This is a genomic window from Nodularia spumigena CCY9414, from assembly GCF_000340565.2.
Lineage (GTDB): Bacteria > Cyanobacteriota > Cyanobacteriia > Cyanobacteriales > Nostocaceae > Nodularia > Nodularia spumigena.
In genome coordinates this window covers 1,232,357-1,254,084 of the sequence record NZ_CP007203.1, presented here as the reverse complement: position 1 = coordinate 1,254,084, position 21,728 = coordinate 1,232,357, and the positions used below count along the sequence as shown (strand labels likewise).

Genomic DNA, 21,728 nt, shown 5'->3' with positions numbered 1-21,728 from the left:
TCGTAAGTCAGGTTAAACACTCAATCACCTCCTGACTTATTTTAGCAGATATAATAATCGGTGTTATGGTTTTTAGAATAAAGTCGCCCTAGAAGGCGATGCACTGAGCCTGTCGAAGTGGCGAGGCTCTAACCCCATGTTTTTGGTAGCTATTTATCAGTTAAGAAGGCAGGTTGTGATAACTGATAACTGTTAACTGTTAACTGTTAACTGATTTACTCACTAGGTATAGTGATAAAATCTTGCACTGATCCCAAAGAATAATCTTGTAACTTAAAATCAGCAAAGGGTTTATTTTCTAATCTATCCCGTAAAGCTTCATCGATAATTACACCTGGTGCTTCTTGTTTAACACCAATAATAATGACACTTTTTTGGTATGCAGTTAAATCCTGATTTTGCTGACAATTATTTCCTTGAAATTGACCAAAATTTAATAAGCGATAGCCTTGAACACTGGGTGTATTCCTAAATAAACTTTTGGCTAAACGTTGTACTTCTTGAGCGCGTTCTAAAGCTTTGCGTTCTTGAACTCCTGAATTTTCCCCACAAGCAGCCATACCTACAGAAATAATTTCATTAGGTTCTGCCATTATTTGCTGAATCCCTTGTTGTTCTAGTTTCAATTTTAAAACATCAAGACTAATAATTTGATCATTATATTCAATTTGAAAATTACTCCCAGTCAGCCATTTATATTCAACTGATAAAACAGCGATATTAAACTTGGCGATTTTACCTTGACTATCCCTTCCCTCCTGATAAGGAAAGTAATCAATCGTACCTTTTCTTTGAGGTGATTTCGTTGATGTTCCCAAAGTAGTAAACTTCTGTGAAAGTGTTGCGAAAGCTGTCAAACCGAGTAAACCTAAAGAAACTAACAAAGCTGTGAATAGGGCTGTTAGTGGTACTTTTTCGGAATTCTTAGCTGAGTTGAGCCAAGTTACATTATTTGGAGAACTGTTCACCACATTTGCGGGTATGAATCGTTTTAACCAGTCTACAGCTTCTCTTGGGGAAATCAAACGATTTTGCTGCTGTAACCACCCATCCAAGTGCGGCTGGTCAATTTTTCCCATCACAATGCAGTGCATCACTAAACCATTTCTGGTTTGATACTGAAAATAATCCTCAAATTTGGGAATATCTGGATGATTCAGATGTGCTGAAATTGATGCTTCTTGGCAAAATAATTCCACGGCTTGAGCGTCATTTGATAGCTCTTGATTGAGTACCTTGAGGATTTTTGGTGTGTTTTGTTCATCAGCTGCATAGACTTTGCTAAAACCATTTTTGTCACTCAACAAATTTATCACCCGATAGCGTCCTAATAGTTCCAAGGGTGAACCACAACTTTTACAAAAACGGTCTTGATTATCTGGGTGGTAAGGTTGAGGACAAGCTGGATTAATACAAAGGCTCATGATCAAATTCAGTCAAAGTCAGACTTGTTTTATTCAGGACTTACGCAAAATTATGGAAAAACGAACCACGAAGGACACGAAGGACACGAAGTTAAGAAGGTTTCAGAGAGTTCTTGCGTAAGTCCTATTACTTAAATTCTGCTAAAAATGCGGCTACAGTCCGGTTAAATGCTTCAGGTTCAGTCAAAAATGGCCAATGATTTCCCGGAACTTGACACAGACGGAAATTTTTTAGGTGGGTTTTGTAAGGTTTGATTTGCCAATTTTGACGGTTTAGCCCTTTTTCTGGTTGTACGAATAGCGCCGGTGTATCCACAGGTTCAATAAAACCGGGTACACACATCACGTCTTCAAAAATGCGATCGCGCGCTGCTATAGTAAATTTACTACCCCAACTCCCATCGGGTTTTTGTTCAATTCCGGCTTGAAATACTTGCTGTTGTAAGCTAGTCCAGTCCTGATATTGCTTTAACTGACGCGCTTGTGCTTCGGCTTCTGCGTAACTAGCAAAGGGACCCATACCTTTGAGAAAAGATAAGTAACGGTATAACAGAGGAAAAGTTAACCGTAATAAACTCGGCATTTTCCAGATAAAAATCGGGTCAACTAGAATCATACTGCGTAAACGTGCGGGATTTTTTCTCGCCCAGATAGCGGCTAGTTTCCCCGTCCAAGAGTGACTAACAACGTGAGCAGAAGACCATCCCAGATGATCCATCAGGGTTTCCAGGTCAGCGATCGCACTATCAAAGGTATAATCATCTTCTGGCTTACTGCTTTGGCCATGACCACGCATATCCGGCGCAACTATGTGATATTCTGCCGCTAGGTCATCTCCCAAACCAGACCAAACGAAGGCGTTATCAGCTAAACCGTGTAACAGCAGTAAAGGTTCTTCACCTTGGTTCCACTCTAAATAAGAAAGTTGAATATCAGATTTCGATAATGTTTGACGTAAAGGCATCGTTATACAATTTTGGATTTTAGATTTTGGATTTTGGATTGACCCACAAATATAGTCAGGAGGGGGAACAAGTTTATTTAATTTTTTTGTATTTAGAAAGATAATTATGTAATGTTACAAAAAACATTAAAGTGTAACTTGTATAAATAGCAATACTCAAAGTAACAAAGGTAGGCAAATTCAGGCTTTTAATTAAAATTATCATGAAAACACTAAAAAATATACTAGCTATAAAAGCTAACAAATCCTTATTCAAAATCATCGCCTAAATATGATCTATTACGACTTGATATACTCATAGGGGATTAATGGGTCTAAATACCGTAAACCTTGTTACGTAAAAACCTGTTTACGAGTTTATTTAGATTAGTTTTATGATTTAAAATAAAATCAGGTTTCCTAATTTAAAGTTAACCAAAGAAATATCCGCGACGAATGGAATAATTAGGAGATTGGAGGCTATCGGTGTTTGCAATAGTTCCGGACTTATTCTAATACTGAAGTAGGTGTATTGATTCCATAAGGAAAAATTGACGATATGTATCTCTCTCTCTGGCCTGGTAAACCCTATCCTTTAGGAGCAACTTGGGATGGTAAAGGCACTAACTTTGCTCTATTTTCAGAAAACGCCACAGGGGTTGAATTGTGCCTGTTTGACCAGCAAGACAGAGAAACTAGACTAACTCTCACAGAAATTAGTAATTTTACTTGGCATTGCTACGTCCCCTCTATCGTCCCTGGTCAGCGATACGGATTTAGGGTACACGGTCCCTTTAACCCCCAGGAAGGGCATCGCTTTAACCCCAACAAGCTGCTGATAGACCCCTACGCCAAAGCACTTGACGGCGAAATCGGTTTTGGGGAAGAAATGTTTGGCTATCCCTGGGATGATCCTCAAGCAGATTTGGGATTTTCGGAACTGGATGACGCGCACCTCGTACCAAAAGCGGTGGTGGTGGATGAGTCCTTTGATTGGGAAGGAGATGAACTGCTGCAAACACCTTGGCACGAAACGGTAATTTATGAAACCCACGTCAAAGGTTTTACCAAGCTGCACCCAGCAATTCCCGCCAAACTCCGAGGAACCTATGCTGGACTAGCTCATCTCGCCAGTATTTCCCATCTCCAGTCTTTGGGTGTGACAGCTGTGGAATTGATGCCTGTGCATCATTATCTCGCATATCCCCGACATTTAGTCGATACAGGGCTGAGAAATTACTGGGGTTATGACTCTATCTGCTATCTAGCTCCTTACCACGGTTATAGTGCTAATTCTGGTCATGGCGAGCAGGTAAAAGAGTTTAAGGAGATGGTGAAGGCACTACACAAAGCCGGAATGGAGGTGATTTTAGATGTAGTTTACAACCACACTGGGGAAGGTAATAATTTAGGGCCGACTTTATCTCTGCGAGGGATAGATAATACCTCTTATTATCGCCTAGTAGATGGTAACGCTCGTTATTATATGGACTTCACCGGTTGCGGTAATTCTTTGAATGTGCGCCATCCGCAGGTGCTGAAACTGATTATGGATAGTCTGCGTTACTGGGTGCTGGAAATGCACGTTGATGGTTTCCGGTTTGACTTGGCTTCGGCTTTGGCGCGGGAACTTTTCGCAGTTGACAGGCTGGCTGCTTTCTTTGATATTATTCACCAAGACCCGGTTTTAGCTGATGTGAAATTGATTGCAGAACCTTGGGATGTAGGGGAAGGTGGCTATCAAGTGGGGGAATTTCCTTTGCTGTGGTCGGAATGGAATGGTAGATATAGGGATACTGTGCGGGACTTCTGGCGAGGTGAAGATAGTAGTTTGGCAGAGTTTGCTTATCGGTTTACGGGTAGTTCTGACCTGTATCAGTTAAACGGACGCAATCCGAGCGCTAGTATTAACTTTATCACAGCCCACGATGGTTTTACTCTCAATGATTTAGTTAGTTACAACCAGAAGCACAATGAGGCGAATGGGGAAGACTGTCGGGATGGGGAAAATCATAATCGCTCTTGGAATTGTGGCGTAGAAGGAGAAACGAATGACCCGGTAATCAGCAAGTTACGGAAGCAGCAACGGCGAAACTTTCTCGCAACTTTACTGCTTTCCCAAGGTGTCCCGATGCTGGTGATGGGTGATGAAATGGGGCGGAGTCAAGGCGGGAACAATAACGCTTATTGCCAAGATAATGAAGTTTCCTGGTTAGATTGGGATTTACCAGAAGAAAATGAAGCGCTGTTAGATTTTACCCGTCAGCTGATTGATTTTCGCCGCAAGCATCCAGTTTTTCGCAGACGCAAGTGGTTCCAAGGTAGAGCTATCCACGGTTCTGGGGTACATGATATTGGTTGGTTCAATCCCGATGGTCAGCAGATGACTGAACAACAGTGGAATGAAGGTTTTACTAAGGCTATTGGTATCTTTATGAATGGTGAAGAAATAGCGACTCCTGGGCCACGGGGGGAACGAATTATGGATGATTCCTTTTTGTGGTTTTTTAATGCTCACCATGAAATGTTGGAGTTTGTGATTCCCAAAGGGTTACAGAACTGGGAATGGCTGACTATTATTGATACAACTAAGCCACGCTTTGTACAACGTGGTAAACGTTACATCGATGATAAACCAATTTCTGTGGCAGGGCGATCGCTTGTGGTTTTACAGCGTTTGGGTAGAGCTTTATTTGAGAATGAAGAGTAATTTGTAATAAATTTGTAATATAGTCCCAACAGATCCCCGACTTAAAGAAGTCCGGGATCTGAGAGCTTTTTTTAAAAGTGTCTGGCTGTGATTTTAGGCACTTAATGATCCCCCCTAGCCCTGCCTTAAAAAGGGGGGAACAGTGATCAAAGTCCCCCTTCTCAAGGGGGATTTAGGGGGATCTAGAATGTTTTGCTACCGACAATAAGACTTTTAAAACATCCTCTGAGCCTCTGTTTCATAAACTATTGTATATTGTCTGGAAGGATTCAATCAATCCTGTCATAAAAGGTGACATCCAAACTAATAAACTAGCATTTTTAACTAATATCGATGTCATATTAAGGTAGTGTAAAATCATTAAAAGTCCTCCAATCAAATGAACGAATAGTGTGTATAGATTTAACTAATTTTTGCTGCTTGACAAATTTAGTTAAAAAGTATTTTTAGGAAATTACATTCCTGGTTGATCAACGCCATTAATCAGGCATTATTGCTGAAATTACGCAAATATCAATATCAAGAGATTGTTATGATATCTCTTTTCAGATCAACTAATACAGCTATTGAAACCGCCTAGAAATAAATTTTCTGACTAATAGCTTAAGTAGACTCAATATATATTGAGTCATGTCTAAACGACATATACTGCAATAATGGGACTTAAATAAAGCCCAAGAGGTTCCCGTAAATTCTTGGCTAGGCTAGATTATATCTAAGACCCTTAGCCTGCTATTTTCTAGTTTTGCTAAATAACAACAAAACTGCAATTGCAAAGAGCAAACTCATCTGCATTTTTAGTTTTGCTTTCTAGGATAAATTGTATTAAGGTATACAAAATACCTTATACTGTTGACCAGCTATGATCAGGCAAAAATTTAGACAAGAGACTGAAAAAAGTCTTTGTTCTTGAATTATATAACAAGTATATCAACAAAATCCTTGACGCACAGCAATTTGAGAATATTTTTTATATTTTATTTTTACCTTAAGCATAAACCCTGTTTATTCGTCGGTAGAAACATAGTTAAATAGTTAAATGTTAACAAACATCAAGGCGTTGAATGTGTTATCAAGTTACCGAGCCGTAATTTTTGATATGGATGGTCTACTTTTTGATACGGAAAGTATTGCGCGATGGGCTTGGAAACAGGCTCTCAAAGATCATGGCTATATCATGAACGACGATTTATATATGCAGTTTGTCGGGCGAGATTTGACATGGCGGGAAAAATTACTCAAGAAAATCTACGGGGACAGTCTACCTTTTGAGTCTGTGACAGTCCAACGCATCGAAATTGGTGATGAGCGAGAATTGCGAGAAGGTTTACCAATGAAGCCAGGGGTGTTAGATTTGCTTTATACACTTAGTGACTTGGGTGTGGTGATTGCATTAGCTACGGGGACGGCTCACACTAGAGCGATGCGACGGTTAAAAAATGCTGGTATTAATCAATACTTTACCACAATTGTGACGAGTGCAGATGTTGCTGAGGGCAAACCAGCACCAGATATTTTTCTGGAAGTTAGTCGCAGGCTGAATGTTGAGCCTGTGCAGTGTGTGGTTTTTGAAGATTCATTTGTGGGGGTGGAAGCTGCTTTTCAGGCGGGGATGTGTCCGATTATGGTTCCTGATATCGAACAGCCATCTGCGGAAATTAGACGTTTGGCTTATCGTGTGTTGGACTCTCTGGAAGAAACCAGGGAATTATTACCAGAATTATTTGGAGAACCCATTAAAAATTAAAAATTAAGTAAGTGGGCGGAAATAAAGTTAACTGGTGGGGGTCGTCATTTGTCCTTTGTCATTGGTCATTGGTAAAGATTTCCGGCGTGTTTACCTTTCGTAATGTAGTTTGGTTTTTCGGTGCTTACCTACTGAGAAATTCCGAATTATTGAGGCTCAATTGTGGCGACTACTTCCCCCGTTTGACTGGTATTATAACCGCCGATGGCTTCTAGCTGTGAGAGTACGCGCCGATGTCCTAATGTGCCGAGTAATTTTTGTACGGGAGCTTCATCTAAGTATGATTTGAGAACTGCTAAATCATATCGTGATTGTTGTAAGGGGATGAATCCTAAGCCGAAGGCGGTGGCTACAGATGCTGTGCTGATACCAGATGTAACTCGGCCGGTGGCGACTGCTTGGGCGACTTCTAAATGTCCGTTGACAATTTGCTCAAATCCTTTGACGGCGGTAAATGGTATACTTGCATCTTGGAGCGATCGCTCTAATACTTGGCGACTCCCTGAACCTGTTTCACGGTTAACAATGGTGACACCTGTTTGGGCTAAGTCTGCAATAGTTTTCAATCCTAGAGGGTTATTTGGCTGAGTGAGCATTCCCTCTTCCCAAACGCCGAGGTTAATTAATACAACCGCCGTATCTTTGAGAACTGAACGCACAAAGGGAGTATTATATTCTCCAGTGTGGGGATCATATAGATGCATCCCTGCAAAGTGAACTTCTCCCCGGCGCAGTCGATGCAATGCGGTCATACTGTTATCTAATGTCCAGTGTACTCTGAGGTTAGGATGCCAACGTTCAGCAGCCCGCGCCCATAAGGATAAAGCCGGCGCACAACCTGCCAAAATGACTGTTTGATGTAAATTTCCGGGGTCATCTAGTAACTTGACGACCATTGTCTTTGTACCGGGTAGGCGATCGCCTTCGCCATCAGCTGGTATCATTTCTGTACGAAAAGCATTTTGCCCAATTAAAGGATGAGCAATCCATTGATTACCCACTTGAGCCAAAATCAGCCGCAGACGCTGACCTAATGGCACATTATAGGCTGGTGTGGCTGCTATTTCTGGTAAATCCTGCTCTAACCAAAATAAATCTTCCACTTGACAACCCAAGGCTTTTGCCAACCGTAGGGCTATAGTAGTGGATGGTGCATATTGTCCCGACTCGACACCGCTAATAGTTTGTCGGGTAACATTAGCCAAGTTAGCCAAGTCTTGCTGACTCATACCCAAGCGGATTCTGGTTTGTTTTAATTTGTTGCGAAGTTCGTCCTGTTTTACCACTGGTTAAGTCTTCAGTGTTTGTGGTTTCGTCTTCCTTTAAAATACCGTGAAATGGTGATTATTGTTCTATTTGATGCGATCGCTTGTGCCAGATTCTTGACCACCAAGCCTTAAAATTAGATTAAGTCAACTATCATCATATATGATTAATGTCCTTTGACAATCTTTGCAAACTGCTTTCGGAAAAATATCCCCAACAATTCGCCACTTGGGTGCTAGGAACACCACAAACAGATGTGACAGTCCTCAAAACCGAATTAAGCATTGAACCCATCCGTGCTGATTATGTCACTTTGTTACAGATTGAAGGTAGAATTTTACACTTAGAATTTCAAACCAAAATCGAATCCACACCACCCCTACCTTTGCGAATGCTCGATTATTGGGTGCGGTTATATCGGTTGTATCGATTACCAATTACCCAAGTAGTAGTTTTATTATTACCTCCCAAAGATAACACTGAAATTCCTAACGCCTTTGAGGTAGAAAATACCCGTCACGAATATCGTGTAATTAAGATGTGGGAAGAAAACCCGGAACCATTTCTAGAGAATGCAGCCTTGTTACCATTAGCATCATTAGCAGCCAGTAATCAACCCCAAGTGTTGCTAGAACAAATTGTGCAACGAGTTAACCAATTAGAAACAACACAGCGACCGGAAATTTCTGCCTATACGCAAATCTTAGCCGGGTTAAAATTTAGAAAGGATTTGATTAGAACATTGTTTCGGGAGGGTATGATGCGAGAGTCAGTCATTTATCAGGAAATTCTCGAAGAAGGGGAACAACGAGGCGAAAAGAAAGGGGAACAGCGAGGACGACTAGAAGGGGAACAGCGAGAACGAACTCTCGTTTTACGTCAACTTGCTCGCAAGGTGGGAGAATTATCATCTAACATCCGCGAACAACTGCAAACTTTATCTTTAGAACAATTAGAAAATCTGGGTGAAGCTTTACTGGATTTTACCAGTGTGTCTGATTTGGAGAATTGGTTAGCTCAGAATTAGTGTAACTGTTTGCGGGAGTCAGTGATTAATCATCAGTCTTTCCGCGAACAGGATATAGTCCGGGAGTGGAGATGAAACCGGACAAATACTTAAATGCTGCCTAAATATAGTATACTTTGATTCTAAAATATAAAATTTAGGTGAGCAACTCGTGGGCTATTTTGATACTCTCATTGATAAATTTGCAGAAGATAATCAACTAGAAACAGCATTTGGTCAACATATTCATTGGGGTTACTGGGAAGATCCTTCTCAGGCTAAGGGTACTTTATTAGATTTTGCTCTAGCTGCTAATAATCTCTCTCAAAAAGTGATTCAAGTCAGCGAGATTAATCATGGTGATCATATTTTAGATGCCGGTTGTGGTTTTGGTGGCACAATCAGTATGTTAAATAATCAATTTTCTCAACTAAATTTAGTGGGAGTAAATATTGATGAGGCGCAGGTAATCAGAGCTAGCGAAACTATTCAGCCTCAAAATGATAATCGGATAAATTTTGTTTGTGCTGATGCTTGTGATTTACCAGATTTTACCCATTTATTTGATTATGCGATCGCTTTGGAATGTATTTTTGCTTTTCCTAGTAGAAAAATATTCTTTAAAGAAGTGAGAAACCAATTGAAGCCAGGGGGTAAATTAATAATCGTAGATTTTCTGATTAACGATAAAATCAACCGTCTGTGGCAAAATTTAGAAAAACAAGTATTAAATCGTCTCATCACTGATACCTATGGCTCAAAAGCAACGCAAAAGATAAATTTTATCACTTTGCGAGATTATCAAGAGATTGCCAAAAACACAGGATTTTAACTGGAAAAAGTAGTTAATATCAATAAAAATGTTCAGCCTACCTACCCAGTAATCAACAAGTTAATTGTTAAGAGTTTCGGTGATTGGATTACAGCTACAGGCTTGGAATATTTTAGTTTATTCGACCTGATTAGTTATGAAATTCTAGTGTTCAAATAGTGAAGATAATCACATTAAAATACGGCGTGCTGATTTAAAATATGAATTTGGTGGGCTACGCCCCGCTTCGCTAACACGCAAAGGCGCAGAGGCGCAAAGAAGAAGAGTTAAAAAAGTGCAATTTTGGCCTTTCATATTCTGATTCAGCAAAGCCGCAAATCTTCTACTCTGGCATTAAAAAGAGTTTTATTATATCTAAACGCACATACCAGGGGAAAGGTTTGTCTTTGATATTCAGCCATTTTTCTTTAAATACTTCGGCTTGTAGGTGATAATCATGATTGTTATTCAATGAATTGTGCAGTCGTAAATACAGCGTCATCCGGTGCGGTGTTTCCCTTGTCCTTACTAACCAACAGGGAAAGGTATTCTCTGCGTTGGGGTCGCTTGTAAAGGTGATATGATGGGCGCGAATGCCTATATAAGCTGGTGACTGGGGTAAAGGTTCCATCACTTTTAAGGTGCAGTCCCAATCTAAAGCTTGGACTTGATTAGCAGATACTACTGTGACTGGGGAAAAGTTTTTGCAACCTGTTAACTGGGCGACTGTGTAATTATTGGGATGTGCGAATATGTTTTGTTTATCATCGTTAGCAATAATTTGTCCTTGGGAAACTACTAATAATTGTTGACAAATTTCATAAGCTTCTTCTAAATTGTGGGTAACAAATAGTGTTACGCCTGGATATGTGCTGAGGGTTTCACTTAATTGCTCTTGTAATTGATAACGCAGATATGTATCTAGGGCTGAAAAGGGTTCATCTAATAGTAATGCTTCTGGTTTGATTGCTAAAGCTCTGGCTAAGGCTACCCGTTGTTGCTGTCCTCCTGAAAGTTGATGTGGATAGCGATTTTCTAATCCCTCTAACTGTACTGCTAATAGTTGCGCCTGTACTTGTTCCTTAATCGCTAATGTGGATAAGCCTTTAGGTAAGCCAAAGGCGATATTTTGCATTACAGTCATGTGCGGGAATAGTGCGTAATTCTGCATTAAAAATCCAATGCGGCGATCGCGCGAAGGCAAATTAATTCTTTTTTCAGAATCAAATAACACTCGCCCATTTAAAACAATACGTCCTTTTGTGGGTGTTTCGATGCCTGCAATGCAGCGCAAAATCATACTTTTACCAGCCCCGGAACCTCCCAAAAATCCCAAGGTATTACTATCGCCATTAAAACATACTTGCAATCTAAAGCCTGAAAGTTGTTTTTTAATATCAACAAATAATCCTGATAAATCTGGTTTCTGACTGGTTTGACATATCTGGTATTCTTGATTTCTCATTCCTTGGGGTAATGGGGAAGTTTGTTGTTTGTGTTTCCCCCGGTTTTCTTGCCAAAGGTTAACTGCAATAATCCCAGATAAAGAAATACTCATGATGGCGATCGCCCAAAACCAAGCTTCATTCATTGCACCAGCTTCCACAGCAAAATAAATTGCCATCGGGATATTTTGAGTTTCTCCGGGAATATTACCAGCTAACATTAAGGTGGCTCCAAATTCACCCAAAGCCCGCGCAAAAGCTAAACTTGTGGCGGCAACAATTCCGGGAAATGCTAGGGGTAAACTGATGCGCCAAAAGATGCTTGATTCAGATGCACCAAGGGTTCTGGCTACGCGTAAAAGATTACCATCAATTTGTTCAAAAGCTCCCAAGGCGGTTTTATACATGATAGGAAATGCTACCACTGTGGCGGCGATCGCTGCACCGTACCAAGTAAAAACAATGCTAAAATCGAAAGGTTCCATGAGTTTACCTACCGGACCATTTCTGCCAAAAAATAGCAGTAATAAAAATCCCACAACTGTAGGCGGTAAAATCAAAGGAGCGATAAATATTCCTTCAATTAATGACTTGGCTTTACCTCGATATCCTAACATCCAGTAAGCAGACAAAATCCCTAAAAAAAATGTGATAAATGTAGCAAGCAAGGAAGTTTTTATTGATATCCAAAGAGGTGATAAATCCATAATATTTTGAATTAATTCGTGTTTTAGTCGAATTATATGAGTAACGAACCACAAAGGACACAAAGGACACAAAGGAAGAAGGAAGATAAAAGAAAGAAATCCATTAATTCACGATAAATCCGTATTTTTTAAGTACGGTTTTGGCTTGATTACTGGATAAAAATTCTAAAAATTCTTTGGCTGCTGGGATATTTTTACTCCTTTTAATTACTGCCATTGGATAAATAATTGCTGAGTGATATTTTTCATCAGCCGCAACTACAACTTTGACTTTATTGGAAATTTTAGCATCTGTGGCGTAAACTAAACCTGCATCGGCGTTACCACTTTCTACTGCTGCTAACACTTGGCGGACATTATTGGCTAAGACTAATTTAGATTTAATTTTCTCAAAAATACCCAGTTTCTTTAATACTTGATCAGCGTATTGTCCTGCTGGTACGCTTCTGGGTTCTCCTAGGGCAATTCTCTTAATTTTGGCATCTGCTAAATTGAAAAAACTATTAATGCTATTAGTATTATTCGGTACTATCAAAACTAAGCGGTTATTTGCCAGGTTGGTACGAGTACCTGCAACTAAGAGTCCTTTTTGCTCTAGTGCATCTACTTGGCTTCTAGCGGCGGAAATAAAGATATCTGCGGGCGCACCCTGTTCAATTTGTTGTTGTAATGCTCCCGAAGCCCCAAAGTTATATCTGATATTGACGTTTGGTTTACTTTGTTGATATAGGGGCTGAATTTCTTCTAGTGCATCTTTCATACTGGCAGCCGCAGATATCAGTAAGTTGATGTTTGGCTGTGCTGTTAGGGGAGTGGGATTAATTAAGGGTAAGGCGATCGCTAGGAAAAAGCTAGTAACTGCGATACCAATCAGAGACAGAATTTGTTTTTTATTCATCTTTTTATTTTTACTGTGTAACTAAAGTTTCCAGGTGCTATAAAGCTGCTTGTTTGTATTTACACATGAATTTAATTTTAATTCTGTAGCAAGCATAACTAACATGATGCCAAAATATATGCTGGCAGGGGTCTTTTTTAACGCAGAGGGGCGCTAAGGTAAACGCAGAGGTACGCTGAGTTGTGGCTAATAATCTGGAAATTACGACATCAAAATTCGCGAAAAAGACGTAGAGTTTTACTCCCGCTCAGACTAAATTCTGAATTTTAAGTCTCATCTGTACTTTACACTTTACATATATAGAATCAATTTTTTAGCAGACTTAATTTACTGTTTAACTAAGACAATAATTACTATTAAATGTCTTTTTAAAACTGCTTTTGTCCTTGACTTTCTCTAATTGCTTGAATAAAAATAGCAGTATCGATTAAGCGAACTCAGCTTAATTGTTAAACGACTAAACAATAAAGCAATAAATGCTTGAGGAGCAAATAACATGGCTAATATCACTCTTTCTGAACTAAACAATGCTGGTGCTGAATTATTTCAAGATTCTGAAAGTTTCCTAAATGAACTCAAAGATGTAGATTCCATCTCCGGTGGTAGCACCGACACCTACGGTTATGTCAGCGATATTTCCACACTGACTAAGTTGGCTGAGGCGTTTGTGACAACTTATGCAATTGGTCATGTTACCGTACTAGCTAAGTCATTCAGTTACGGATACTAATGACTTTCATCGCTTCATTTAACTAGTATTTCTGCACGGCATTCAAAAGTCAACAGGCTTTAATTATAGGCTAATTGAACTGTTGAGAATGGTATCTCTCTTGATGCCGTGCTGTACTAGATGGCTGTTCAGGGATTAAATTTACTCAGAATAATCCCTGATAGCTAATCCAATTAAAATTTTTCGCAACCAATGCTTGAGGAGCAAATATTATGGCTAACATTACTCTTTCTGAATTAAACAATGCTGGTGCTGAATTATTTCAAGATTCTGAAAGTTTCCTGAATGAATTCAAAGATGTAGATTCCATCTCCGGTGGTAGCACCGACACCTACGGTTATGTCAGCGATTTGTCTACACTGACTAAGTTGGCTGAGGCGTTTGTCTTCACTTATTCCATTGGTCATGTTACCTACTTAGCCAAGTCAATCAGTTATGGATACTAATGACTTTCATCGCTTCATTTAATTAGTATTTCTGCACGGTATTCAAAAGTCAACAGGCTTTAATTATAGGCTAATTTAACTGTTGAGAATGGTATCTCTCTTGATACCGTGCTGTACTAGATGGCTGTTCAGGGATTAATCTATTTACTCAGAATAATCCCTGATAGCTAATCCAATGGAAAATTTTCGCAACCAATGCTTGAGGAGCAAATATTATGGCTAACATTACTCTTTCTGAATTAAACAATGCTGGTGCTGAATTATTTCAAGATTCTGAAAGTTTTCTTAATGAACTGAGAGATGTAGATTCCATCTCCGGTGGTAGCACCGACACCTACGCCGCCGGCTATGTCAGCGATTTGTCCACACTAACTAAGTTGGCTGAGGCGTTTGTCTTCACTTATTCTATTGGTCATGTTACCTACTTAGCCAAGTCATTCACTTCTGGATACTAAATAAGTTAAGAAACCAAAGATCCCCCACTTCTTAAAGAGGTGGGGGATCTGAACCTTGAGAGCATATTAGATAGGATTGCTATATTAGATTGTGATAATTATCCGTTAGGAATGCTTCCAGGTGGGGTACATCTATCCAATTTGATGTTTTATGAGATTTATGAGATAAATCCATTAATAACTGGGAATAAACGCCTTCTCGCAAGGATGGAATTATTTGTTGTTGGCGTTCAATTCCTTGTACCCATTGGTCTACTACACGGATAAATGCCGAAATGCGTCCATCGGCGTGAATTTGGGGAAAAACTAAGCGGTTGGGAATTTCAATTTCTTGGAGGGGTTGACCTGGTTGGGAACCCCAAACCCGAAATCCATGTATATAATCTTTTTGATTTTCACTACCTAATATTAGTGTACCGCGATCGCCATAAACTTCTACCCAATGTGTCCTCGATGCGTGAACTACAGCACTGATAGTAACTTGACAAGGTGTACCATCAGCTAATTCCAGAGATAGCAGACAGGTATCATCTGTATTTACTGGCTTTAATTCTTTGCTAACAGGGTCAAGTCGTGCGGGAATGGCTGTACTCAAGTGGGCGTTTAATCTGCTGACTGATCCAAATAGCCAGGATATATAATCGAAGGCGTGGGAACCTAAAGAACCTAATGCACCACCTCCCTTATCTTGAGAAGAATACCAGTTCCAAGGGCGGGAAGTATCGGCGCGGGAGGAACCTAACCAATCAATTTTAATTAAGCGTTTGTTTCCTACATAGTTGCTGGCTAATAATTCAGAAAATAATTGCCATCCTGGGACAAAGCGAAATTCAAAGTCTACTGTAGCAGTTACGCCTTTTGCTTGCGCTAATTGATATAATTCTTTGGCTTCAAATACATTTAAAGTTGTGGGTTTTTCTAATAATAAATGTTTTCCGGCTTGCAGGACTTCTTTAGCCATTTCGTAGTGCAGAAATGGTGGTGTTGCTATACTGACGGCTTGCACTTCTGGTAATGCTAAAATATCGGCTACAGTGTCGCAGGCGTGCGGGATATTATTAGTCTCGGCGATGGCTTTGGCTTTGTTAATATCTCTATGATAAATTGCTACTATTTCGGTGCGATGATGGGCTTTAAATCCGGGAATATGGACTTTTTGACCAAATCCTGTGCCAAGTATTGCTACACCAATTTTATTTTGATTTGTGGGGATTTCGGAAGGCATAAATTAATAGCGTTTATATTATGTGTGGAAGGACGAACCGCCTTCGCGCAGCGTATGCCCCTTGGGCTTTAGACGCATTCGCGTAGCGTCTCCCCTTGGGAGAAGAACGCCAAGGTAAGAGGGTTTAATAGGTTTTTTACATCGGTCTTCTTCAGAATTTGAGGATTTCTCGATCATAGTTGTCGGGGAGGGGTTCTATTTCCCAGACTATACCTTCTCCGGGTTCTAAGGCAACTTCTATGTACAGTTTTTCTACTGCTGTTGTGGCTATATCTTCATTCTGGGGAAATGGTTGTAAGTCTTCGGTGAGGAGTCTGAGTTTAAAACCGCCGGGTATGACTGCGCCTATGGTGGTGTTACGTAGTTCAAACCGCCAATGTGTGGTTTCTGGTTGTCCTTGGGGTGTAATTAGCAGTTCATATGATTGACCTGCGATCGCTAGTTGCCGTGATAAACTTACTCCTGGTTGTCTTTCTTCTAAACTCCGCGCGCCCGCTAGACTCAATTGCAGATTTAATTTTTCCCAGCCCATCGCTGCTGCAATTTGAGTTACACCGCTTTGCAACCATTGGATAACTGACCTTTGTTCTGGTAGTCCTAAACGCTGTTCCGATAAACGTTGTCGCCAACCCCCATGTTCTATGAGTCCCCCCCACAATGGAAAAGGAACGGCTAAACGAGGGGTCATGATTTCTGGTTTTCCCAGGCGGGTAATTAAATTTTCGGCTTGGGTTTGTGGTATGATTGGTAGTTCTACTGTGGCAACTCTTTTAACTTCATCTGCACAAAATTCTCTCGCCACTTTTAACACACTTATATCTGTAATTATATCAGCTTCATCTAAGGCATAAGTGCGATCGCCTGGGTAATAATTGCCTTTAGTCTTGAGTTTTTCATGGGTACAATAACCCCAAACCCTGACATAGCCTTCATCCGGTTCTACTTGCACTGCTAAGTAATAATCCCCTACCCAACTGGGTAAATCTACCCATTCTTGCGGTACACGTAACTCAGAGTTATCAATATTTTCTGTAGGAACTAAGATCAATCTCGTTGCGTCCACTATTATAGCCGTACCATTCACCAGTTCCCAAAAACTCGATAAAGCCGCAGGATGAGGCCAAACTTGGGCTTGGGGTGTAAAATCTTCTTGCAACCAAGGTAAAACAGCACCCAAACAAAGTTCATTGAGATAGGCTTGATAACTCATAGAATGAGCAAAAGATTGACTTTGCAAATCAACTTGATGTTGTACCGTGGGGGGAATTTCCAAAATCAGGTCTGTGGAAGCAAAACTTAAGATGGGGGTATTAGCAGTCATGAGGTTTTCTTTTAGAGAATTTTTCGGCTTATTTTGGGTTTATTTAGGGAAATATTCTCTTCCCCGGTAAACAGACGGAAACATTTGTTCTCACATAAGTTAGTCAGGAAATGCAGTGTAGTAATTGTGTAACCATTCCTCAATCACAGGACTCATACTGGTTAGTAGGTCTGTGTTTACAGAAATATGCAAAGTTTCTTGACTCCAATTCGCCAAAGAGCGCAGCAATATTTCCTTGGCTTTTGTTAATCGCCGCGAAACTGTATATTGCTTGATTTCTAGTTGTTTAGCAATTGCATCCTGATTTAGTTGTTGACTATAGCATAGTTGTAAAATCTGTTGGACTTGCGTTTCAAGTTTGGTAACTGCATTCGCTAAAACTTGGTTAATCTCGACTTGCACACAAATGCGGTTTTGTGCTTCTTCTTGGGCGATAATTTCATGGATTAAAGATTCTTGTTCTGTCCCTGGTAGATTATCAAGTAATTCCCCCGAATGCTCACCACCTTTGGATATATTCAGCGAATCTGGGGTGGGATAAAGATATTTTCTGACAGCTTTAGCCGTATTTACTAACCAAGTTTCTAAGATTTGAGGATTGACTTTTTGATGAGTTTGTGAGTTATAAGCTTGAGCGATCGCTTGCCAAATTTGCTCATCAGGTCGAGAAAGTTTGCGAGATTTAGCAGCTTTTTCCGGGACATAGAGAGTTTTAAAACATTGCCAAGCCAAAATATAAGCGTTAATCGTCTCTGAAGACAAGCCGGCATTTTGTAGAGACTCATCTAAACGCTTTTGGGAGATTTTCCGCAACAAACCCCAATCTGTACAGATATCAACTTCACGACGTTGGCGCAAAGTTTCGCGAATCATATTCCCAAACACAATACTGGCGTAGCTTTTCAAGGTACTGCTGTGATTGGGATTAAAATTTTGCAGCACTTTATCAACTTGTGCGATCGCAATTTGAAAGCAATCGGAAACCTTATACTGATTACTCACAAAATTAGCGGCTGTTTTTTGAGAACTCCAATAACAAGCTTCTTGTAAATAAGCCGTAAGATGTTGCTGTGCTAAAAATTTAGTTTCAGGAACTTGCCAAAACTTATACCAATACAATACCCAAAAATTTTCGTTTGTGTTTTTTGGTGTTTGCTGAAGACAACTTTGGATGCTGCGACGCAATCTTGATTCTGTCGCCCAACGACTGAAGCTGTCTTCGTCAAACTGCACGAAAGTTGCAAAAATTTCAATGATGCTTTGTCGAGGTTGCATAAAAAATAGGAACCCAACCTATAGGAAAACTGAAGGCGTTAAAAGTCGCCTGCACAAACTTTACTACACAAGATGAGTCTCCTGTTTCGCCTTGCACTCAAAAGATTATAAATCTTTGATGCAATGCTTAATAAATCAAAAAATAGTTTCTAAAATTGTGGAGAAAAAATGATGTTGGGAAATTTTAAGAGAGCTAAATTGATATTTTTAGCTGTTTTGAGCAGTTTATTAGTGAGTGTTAGCGCTTTTGCCCAAATACCCCGGATACCCCAAAATACTCAACTGATAAAATCACAAATTACTGTCACACAGTTAAGAAATGCAACAACCAGATTAAACCAGCTAGAAACTGCATTGAACCAAGTAGAACGCAAAAAAGTAGCTACCCTCAAAGACACTGAACAAGTAGAACAAGCAGCATTTGCTTATGCAGAAGCCCTAAAAGCCGGCTTAGATAATGCTTTAAAAGAAGCCGAGACTTTAGCCAAAACTGAAGGTAAACAAGGCAGTATTAATTCTTTAGTAACATTTGAAAAAGCCGAAAAAGCGAATCAGCCCCGTTTAGAAAAAATTGAACAAAGGGCTAACACGATTGAGAGACAAATCAAAGTAGGAACTATCCGACTTGATAAATCTATTATCCAAAATTTATCAGTTACCGAACGCCGCGAGTTATTGGAGTCCATAGAACCACCAGCAAAACAGATTTATCTGCGAGAACAACCAACATTATTCAAACCTGCTTTGGAATTACAAATCAATAACCCTACTTTACAAACACCTCAAATTAACCCTACCTTACAAACACCTCGAAACAATCTGAAATTCCTCGAAGATAAGTTTGATAAATTTCAAAGCTTTGTCCCAGCAAACATAGAGAATACATTAGCTAACTATCATATTGGCATTGCAGTTTCTGGTATGATGCAAAGCATTAGTAATATGTTGATACCTCCAGCGTATGCAGCAGCAGCAATACCCTGTATTGGTTACGCCGTAGCCGGAAAGTGGACTGCTTTAGCCGCTTGTGTAGTGAAAGCAGGTTCAGAAGCCACAAGCATATATAATCAATTTGTGAGTTGTTGGAATAACGCCAAGCGTCCTTTCCGGTGGCTAAAAAGAAGCCGTTGCGTAGCGCGATTAATCGTGAGGATTGCGTAGATTTTAGTTTCACCCAACCAAAATCCCGGTATCTCTCAGACACCGGGATTTTAACAACTCCGCGTACCTACCCTGCGGGAACGCCTAAAGGCGAATGCGCTTACCTCCGCGCCCCTTTGCGTTAAAAATTAAATTTGTAACATTCCCTCTGGATTCACAGTTAAAAGCGATCGCCTTTGTAAACCCTCACGATGTAAAATTTCATTAGCTGCTAACAAACCACTACTAACAGCGCGTTCCATTAACCCACAAGGAAAAGGCATTTTCACCCAGTCCCCAGCAAACATTAAATTAACAATACCAGAACTCGACTCTGGACGTTCAGCATAACTCTGGGGTGGATATCCCGAAAAATTACGTTGATTGACTATTTCCCGATGTAAGATTGTGGCTTGTTTTAACTCAGGAACAATTTCATAAAGTTCTTGTTCAAAAGTTGTTAATAAAGCCTCTTGGGTGGGAAATTCCTTTTCTTTATAACAATAGGCGTGTAACTCCACCACACTCCCGCCTGTGCGTTCCGACCAATCAATAAATTGTTGTTGTATGCGATGATAAAGAGTGATGCTGTCTGTTAATGAATAGCCAGATAAAGAAGTAAAATTACTTTGTTCCCACTCAAAATCTCGGTCAAACCAGAAACGACACACAGCAAAAGGATCGGCGATGCTTAATTTTTCCACTTGCGATCGCACTTTAGCATCCACATCTCCACTCACACGCTTAAATAATTGTTGCACACCAGGAACATCAGTAGCAAAAACATAGTAATCTGCGGTGATTGTCTGCGGTGGTACTGATTGATAATTCGCTGCTACCAACTGCAACTGATCATCTTGTCGTTGGACTATTTCAAACTTAGGTAAATCTCTTTCGGCTGGGCCTTTTAAAACTTTACCATCAGCAGCGAAAACCGCCCCATGACAAGGACAATGAAAATTACCATCTGCGGCTGCTTTGACAGTACAACCTTGATGAGTACAAGTGAGAGAAATAGCTGCTTTACTATCAGCAGGAACTGCAAATACTTCATCAGCAGCACCAAAATATTCTACCTTTTCATCAGTAATAATTGCATTGCGCTTCACCCAGAAAGGCACATTATTCTGATTACTATCAAGATAATATTTCAGAGTATCAATTTGACCATCTACAGCCGGAATCTCACTAACTGTAGCCCCAGTAATAATTTTACCACCTTTACTTTGAATAAACTGAGCAATTGGTTGAACTAAACTTGTCCCCATATCGTCTACAGTTCCATTAAAAGCTAAACCTTCTGGATTTCCAAAAAAGTAAAAATGGAAAAATTGCATGAGTTCGCCCACACTCATCTCATCTGGTGCGTTCAAGCTAGATTTAGCAAAAGGGAGAAAATATAAGTCGTATAAACCTTGGGGAAATTCGGTTTTTACCCAGTCAGCTACAGAGATATTATCAAAGCGGCGATAGTTTTTTTCCCGTTCAAAACCAGTAATGGCCTGAAAAACTTGTAAATGTTTGAACTTAGTTAAGTTTATACCCCAACGTAACCGATTTGGAGAGGCGATCGCTAAATCTATAATATTCCAAGGAAAAGCCGAACTACTGGGGCGAAATACCTCCGGTTTGTATTTCACATCGCGATAAACCAGAGAATAAAAGTTTAACGATTGAAAATTATTAGTAATCTCCAATTCAGAAACCATACTTTTGAGATTATAATACTGAGGGAAAAATCCATGAAAACCATGTTCCATCATAAAATCTTCCCCAGCAGCTTCAATCGGCCAACTGGCAATTTTTCCACCGAGTTGGGGGGCTTTTTCTAAAAGTGTAACTGCAAAACCCCTTTGACTCAATTCATAAGCACAAGCCAAACCAGCCAAACCACCGCCAACCACCGCAACACTTTTATTTTTATTTAATATTTGCGGCAGTTCCAGAGTATCTTTTTGATAAACAGTAGGCTCAGGCTTACTAAAGCGGGAATATCCCGTACCTCCGACAATTGCACCAATACCAAATATTTTCAGTAGTGTCCGCCGGGATATAGTAGATGATTCTGGGGAATTAAATAGTAAACTCATGGTAAAAAATTAAAGCTTCACAATCAACGACTGCGGGAAATAATGATTATTAGGTAAATAAGTTAGTCAGAAAACACAAAACTATGTCA

Annotated in this window: 17 protein-coding genes; 8 read left to right on the top strand and 9 right to left on the bottom strand. The window is 40.0% G+C overall.

All coding sequences use genetic code 11. The features are described 5' to 3' along the window. Positions 1-215 precede the first annotated feature (215 nt). A complete protein-coding gene (locus tag NSP_RS05515; RefSeq protein WP_017803869.1) occupies positions 216-1,424 on the bottom strand; it encodes a 4-Cys prefix domain-containing protein in 1,209 nt (402 codons plus the stop codon). 127 nt (positions 1,425-1,551) lie between these two features. After that, positions 1,552-2,388, bottom strand: coding sequence for an alpha/beta fold hydrolase (locus NSP_RS05510; RefSeq protein ID WP_006194964.1), 837 nt, complete (start codon positions 2,386-2,388; stop codon positions 1,552-1,554). A 538-nt stretch (positions 2,389-2,926) separates the two neighbouring features. Here NSP_RS05510 and glgX point away from each other — a divergent pair. Together glgX and NSP_RS05495 are read left to right on the top strand one after the other, a co-directional pair. Further along, positions 2,927-5,077 carry a glycogen debranching protein GlgX gene (glgX, locus tag NSP_RS05500; protein WP_006194963.1) on the top strand — a complete coding sequence of 717 codons (2,151 nt, stop codon included), beginning with the start codon at positions 2,927-2,929 and terminating at the stop codon, positions 5,075-5,077. A gap of 1,039 nt (positions 5,078-6,116) precedes the next feature. Continuing rightward, complete coding sequence (locus NSP_RS05495) at positions 6,117-6,824, top strand: HAD family hydrolase (protein ID WP_006194962.1); 708 nt, start codon at positions 6,117-6,119, stop codon at positions 6,822-6,824. Between the two features lie 146 nt (positions 6,825-6,970). Here NSP_RS05495 and NSP_RS05490 read toward each other — a convergent pair whose 3' ends face one another. After that, positions 6,971-8,110, bottom strand: coding sequence for a substrate-binding domain-containing protein (locus NSP_RS05490; RefSeq protein ID WP_006194961.1), 1,140 nt, complete (start codon positions 8,108-8,110; stop codon positions 6,971-6,973). Positions 8,111-8,259: 149 nt separating this feature from the next. Between NSP_RS05490 and NSP_RS05485 the strand changes: the two genes are divergently transcribed. Together NSP_RS05485 and NSP_RS05480 are read left to right on the top strand one after the other, a co-directional pair. Beyond that, the gene (locus NSP_RS05485; RefSeq protein WP_006194960.1) at positions 8,260-9,117 is read left to right on the top strand and encodes a DUF4351 domain-containing protein; all 858 of its coding nucleotides are present in this window, start codon (positions 8,260-8,262) and stop codon (positions 9,115-9,117) included. 151 nt (positions 9,118-9,268) lie between these two features. Then, on the top strand, positions 9,269-9,928 hold the full coding sequence (locus NSP_RS05480) for a methyltransferase domain-containing protein (RefSeq protein WP_006194959.1): 660 nt from the start codon (positions 9,269-9,271) through the stop codon (positions 9,926-9,928). Between the two features lie 322 nt (positions 9,929-10,250). Here NSP_RS05480 and modB read toward each other — a convergent pair whose 3' ends face one another. Together modB and modA are read right to left on the bottom strand one after the other, a co-directional pair. After that, complete coding sequence (gene modB, locus NSP_RS05475) at positions 10,251-12,059, bottom strand: molybdate ABC transporter permease subunit (protein ID WP_006194958.1); 1,809 nt, start codon at positions 12,057-12,059, stop codon at positions 10,251-10,253. 103 nt (positions 12,060-12,162) lie between these two features. After that, positions 12,163-12,957, bottom strand: coding sequence for a molybdate ABC transporter substrate-binding protein (gene modA / locus NSP_RS05470; protein ID WP_006194957.1), 795 nt, complete (start codon positions 12,955-12,957; stop codon positions 12,163-12,165). Positions 12,958-13,453: 496 nt separating this feature from the next. Here modA and NSP_RS05465 point away from each other — a divergent pair, with 496 nt between their 5' ends. The 3 genes from NSP_RS05465 to NSP_RS05455 all read left to right on the top strand — a co-directional run bounded on the left by NSP_RS05465 (position 13,454) and on the right by NSP_RS05455 (position 14,588). Beyond that, on the top strand, positions 13,454-13,687 hold the full coding sequence (locus tag NSP_RS05465; protein ID WP_006194956.1) for a hypothetical protein: 234 nt from the start codon (positions 13,454-13,456) through the stop codon (positions 13,685-13,687). Positions 13,688-13,899: 212 nt separating this feature from the next. Further along, entirely contained in the window at positions 13,900-14,133 is a 234-nt protein-coding gene (locus NSP_RS05460; protein ID WP_006194955.1) for a hypothetical protein, read from the top strand. 215 nt (positions 14,134-14,348) lie between these two features. Continuing rightward, positions 14,349-14,588 (top strand): hypothetical protein, encoded by a 240-nt coding sequence (locus tag NSP_RS05455; protein WP_006194954.1) that lies wholly within the window; start codon positions 14,349-14,351, stop codon positions 14,586-14,588. Between the two features lie 79 nt (positions 14,589-14,667). Here NSP_RS05455 and NSP_RS05450 read toward each other — a convergent pair whose 3' ends face one another. The 3 genes from NSP_RS05450 to NSP_RS05440 form a co-directional block, all read right to left on the bottom strand. Continuing rightward, on the bottom strand, positions 14,668-15,813 hold the full coding sequence (locus NSP_RS05450; protein ID WP_006194953.1) for a Gfo/Idh/MocA family protein: 1,146 nt from the start codon (positions 15,811-15,813) through the stop codon (positions 14,668-14,670). 151 nt (positions 15,814-15,964) lie between these two features. Then, positions 15,965-17,134 (bottom strand): DUF1822 family protein, encoded by a 1,170-nt coding sequence (locus NSP_RS05445; protein WP_006194952.1) that lies wholly within the window; start codon positions 17,132-17,134, stop codon positions 15,965-15,967. A gap of 99 nt (positions 17,135-17,233) precedes the next feature. After that, positions 17,234-18,409 carry a sigma-70 family RNA polymerase sigma factor gene (locus tag NSP_RS05440; RefSeq protein WP_006194951.1) on the bottom strand — a complete coding sequence of 392 codons (1,176 nt, stop codon included), beginning with the start codon at positions 18,407-18,409 and terminating at the stop codon, positions 17,234-17,236. Positions 18,410-18,577: 168 nt separating this feature from the next. On the opposite strand from NSP_RS05440, the gene NSP_RS05435 reads away from it, so the two are divergent. Beyond that, positions 18,578-19,570 carry a hypothetical protein gene (locus NSP_RS05435; protein ID WP_231859539.1) on the top strand — a complete coding sequence of 331 codons (993 nt, stop codon included), beginning with the start codon at positions 18,578-18,580 and terminating at the stop codon, positions 19,568-19,570. A 128-nt stretch (positions 19,571-19,698) separates the two neighbouring features. Here the strand turns inward: NSP_RS05435 and NSP_RS05430 are convergent, their stop codons facing one another. Then, positions 19,699-21,639, bottom strand: a complete 1,941-nt coding sequence (locus NSP_RS05430) for an FAD-dependent oxidoreductase (protein ID WP_006194949.1) — start codon at positions 21,637-21,639, stop codon at positions 19,699-19,701. Positions 21,640-21,728 lie beyond the last annotated feature (89 nt).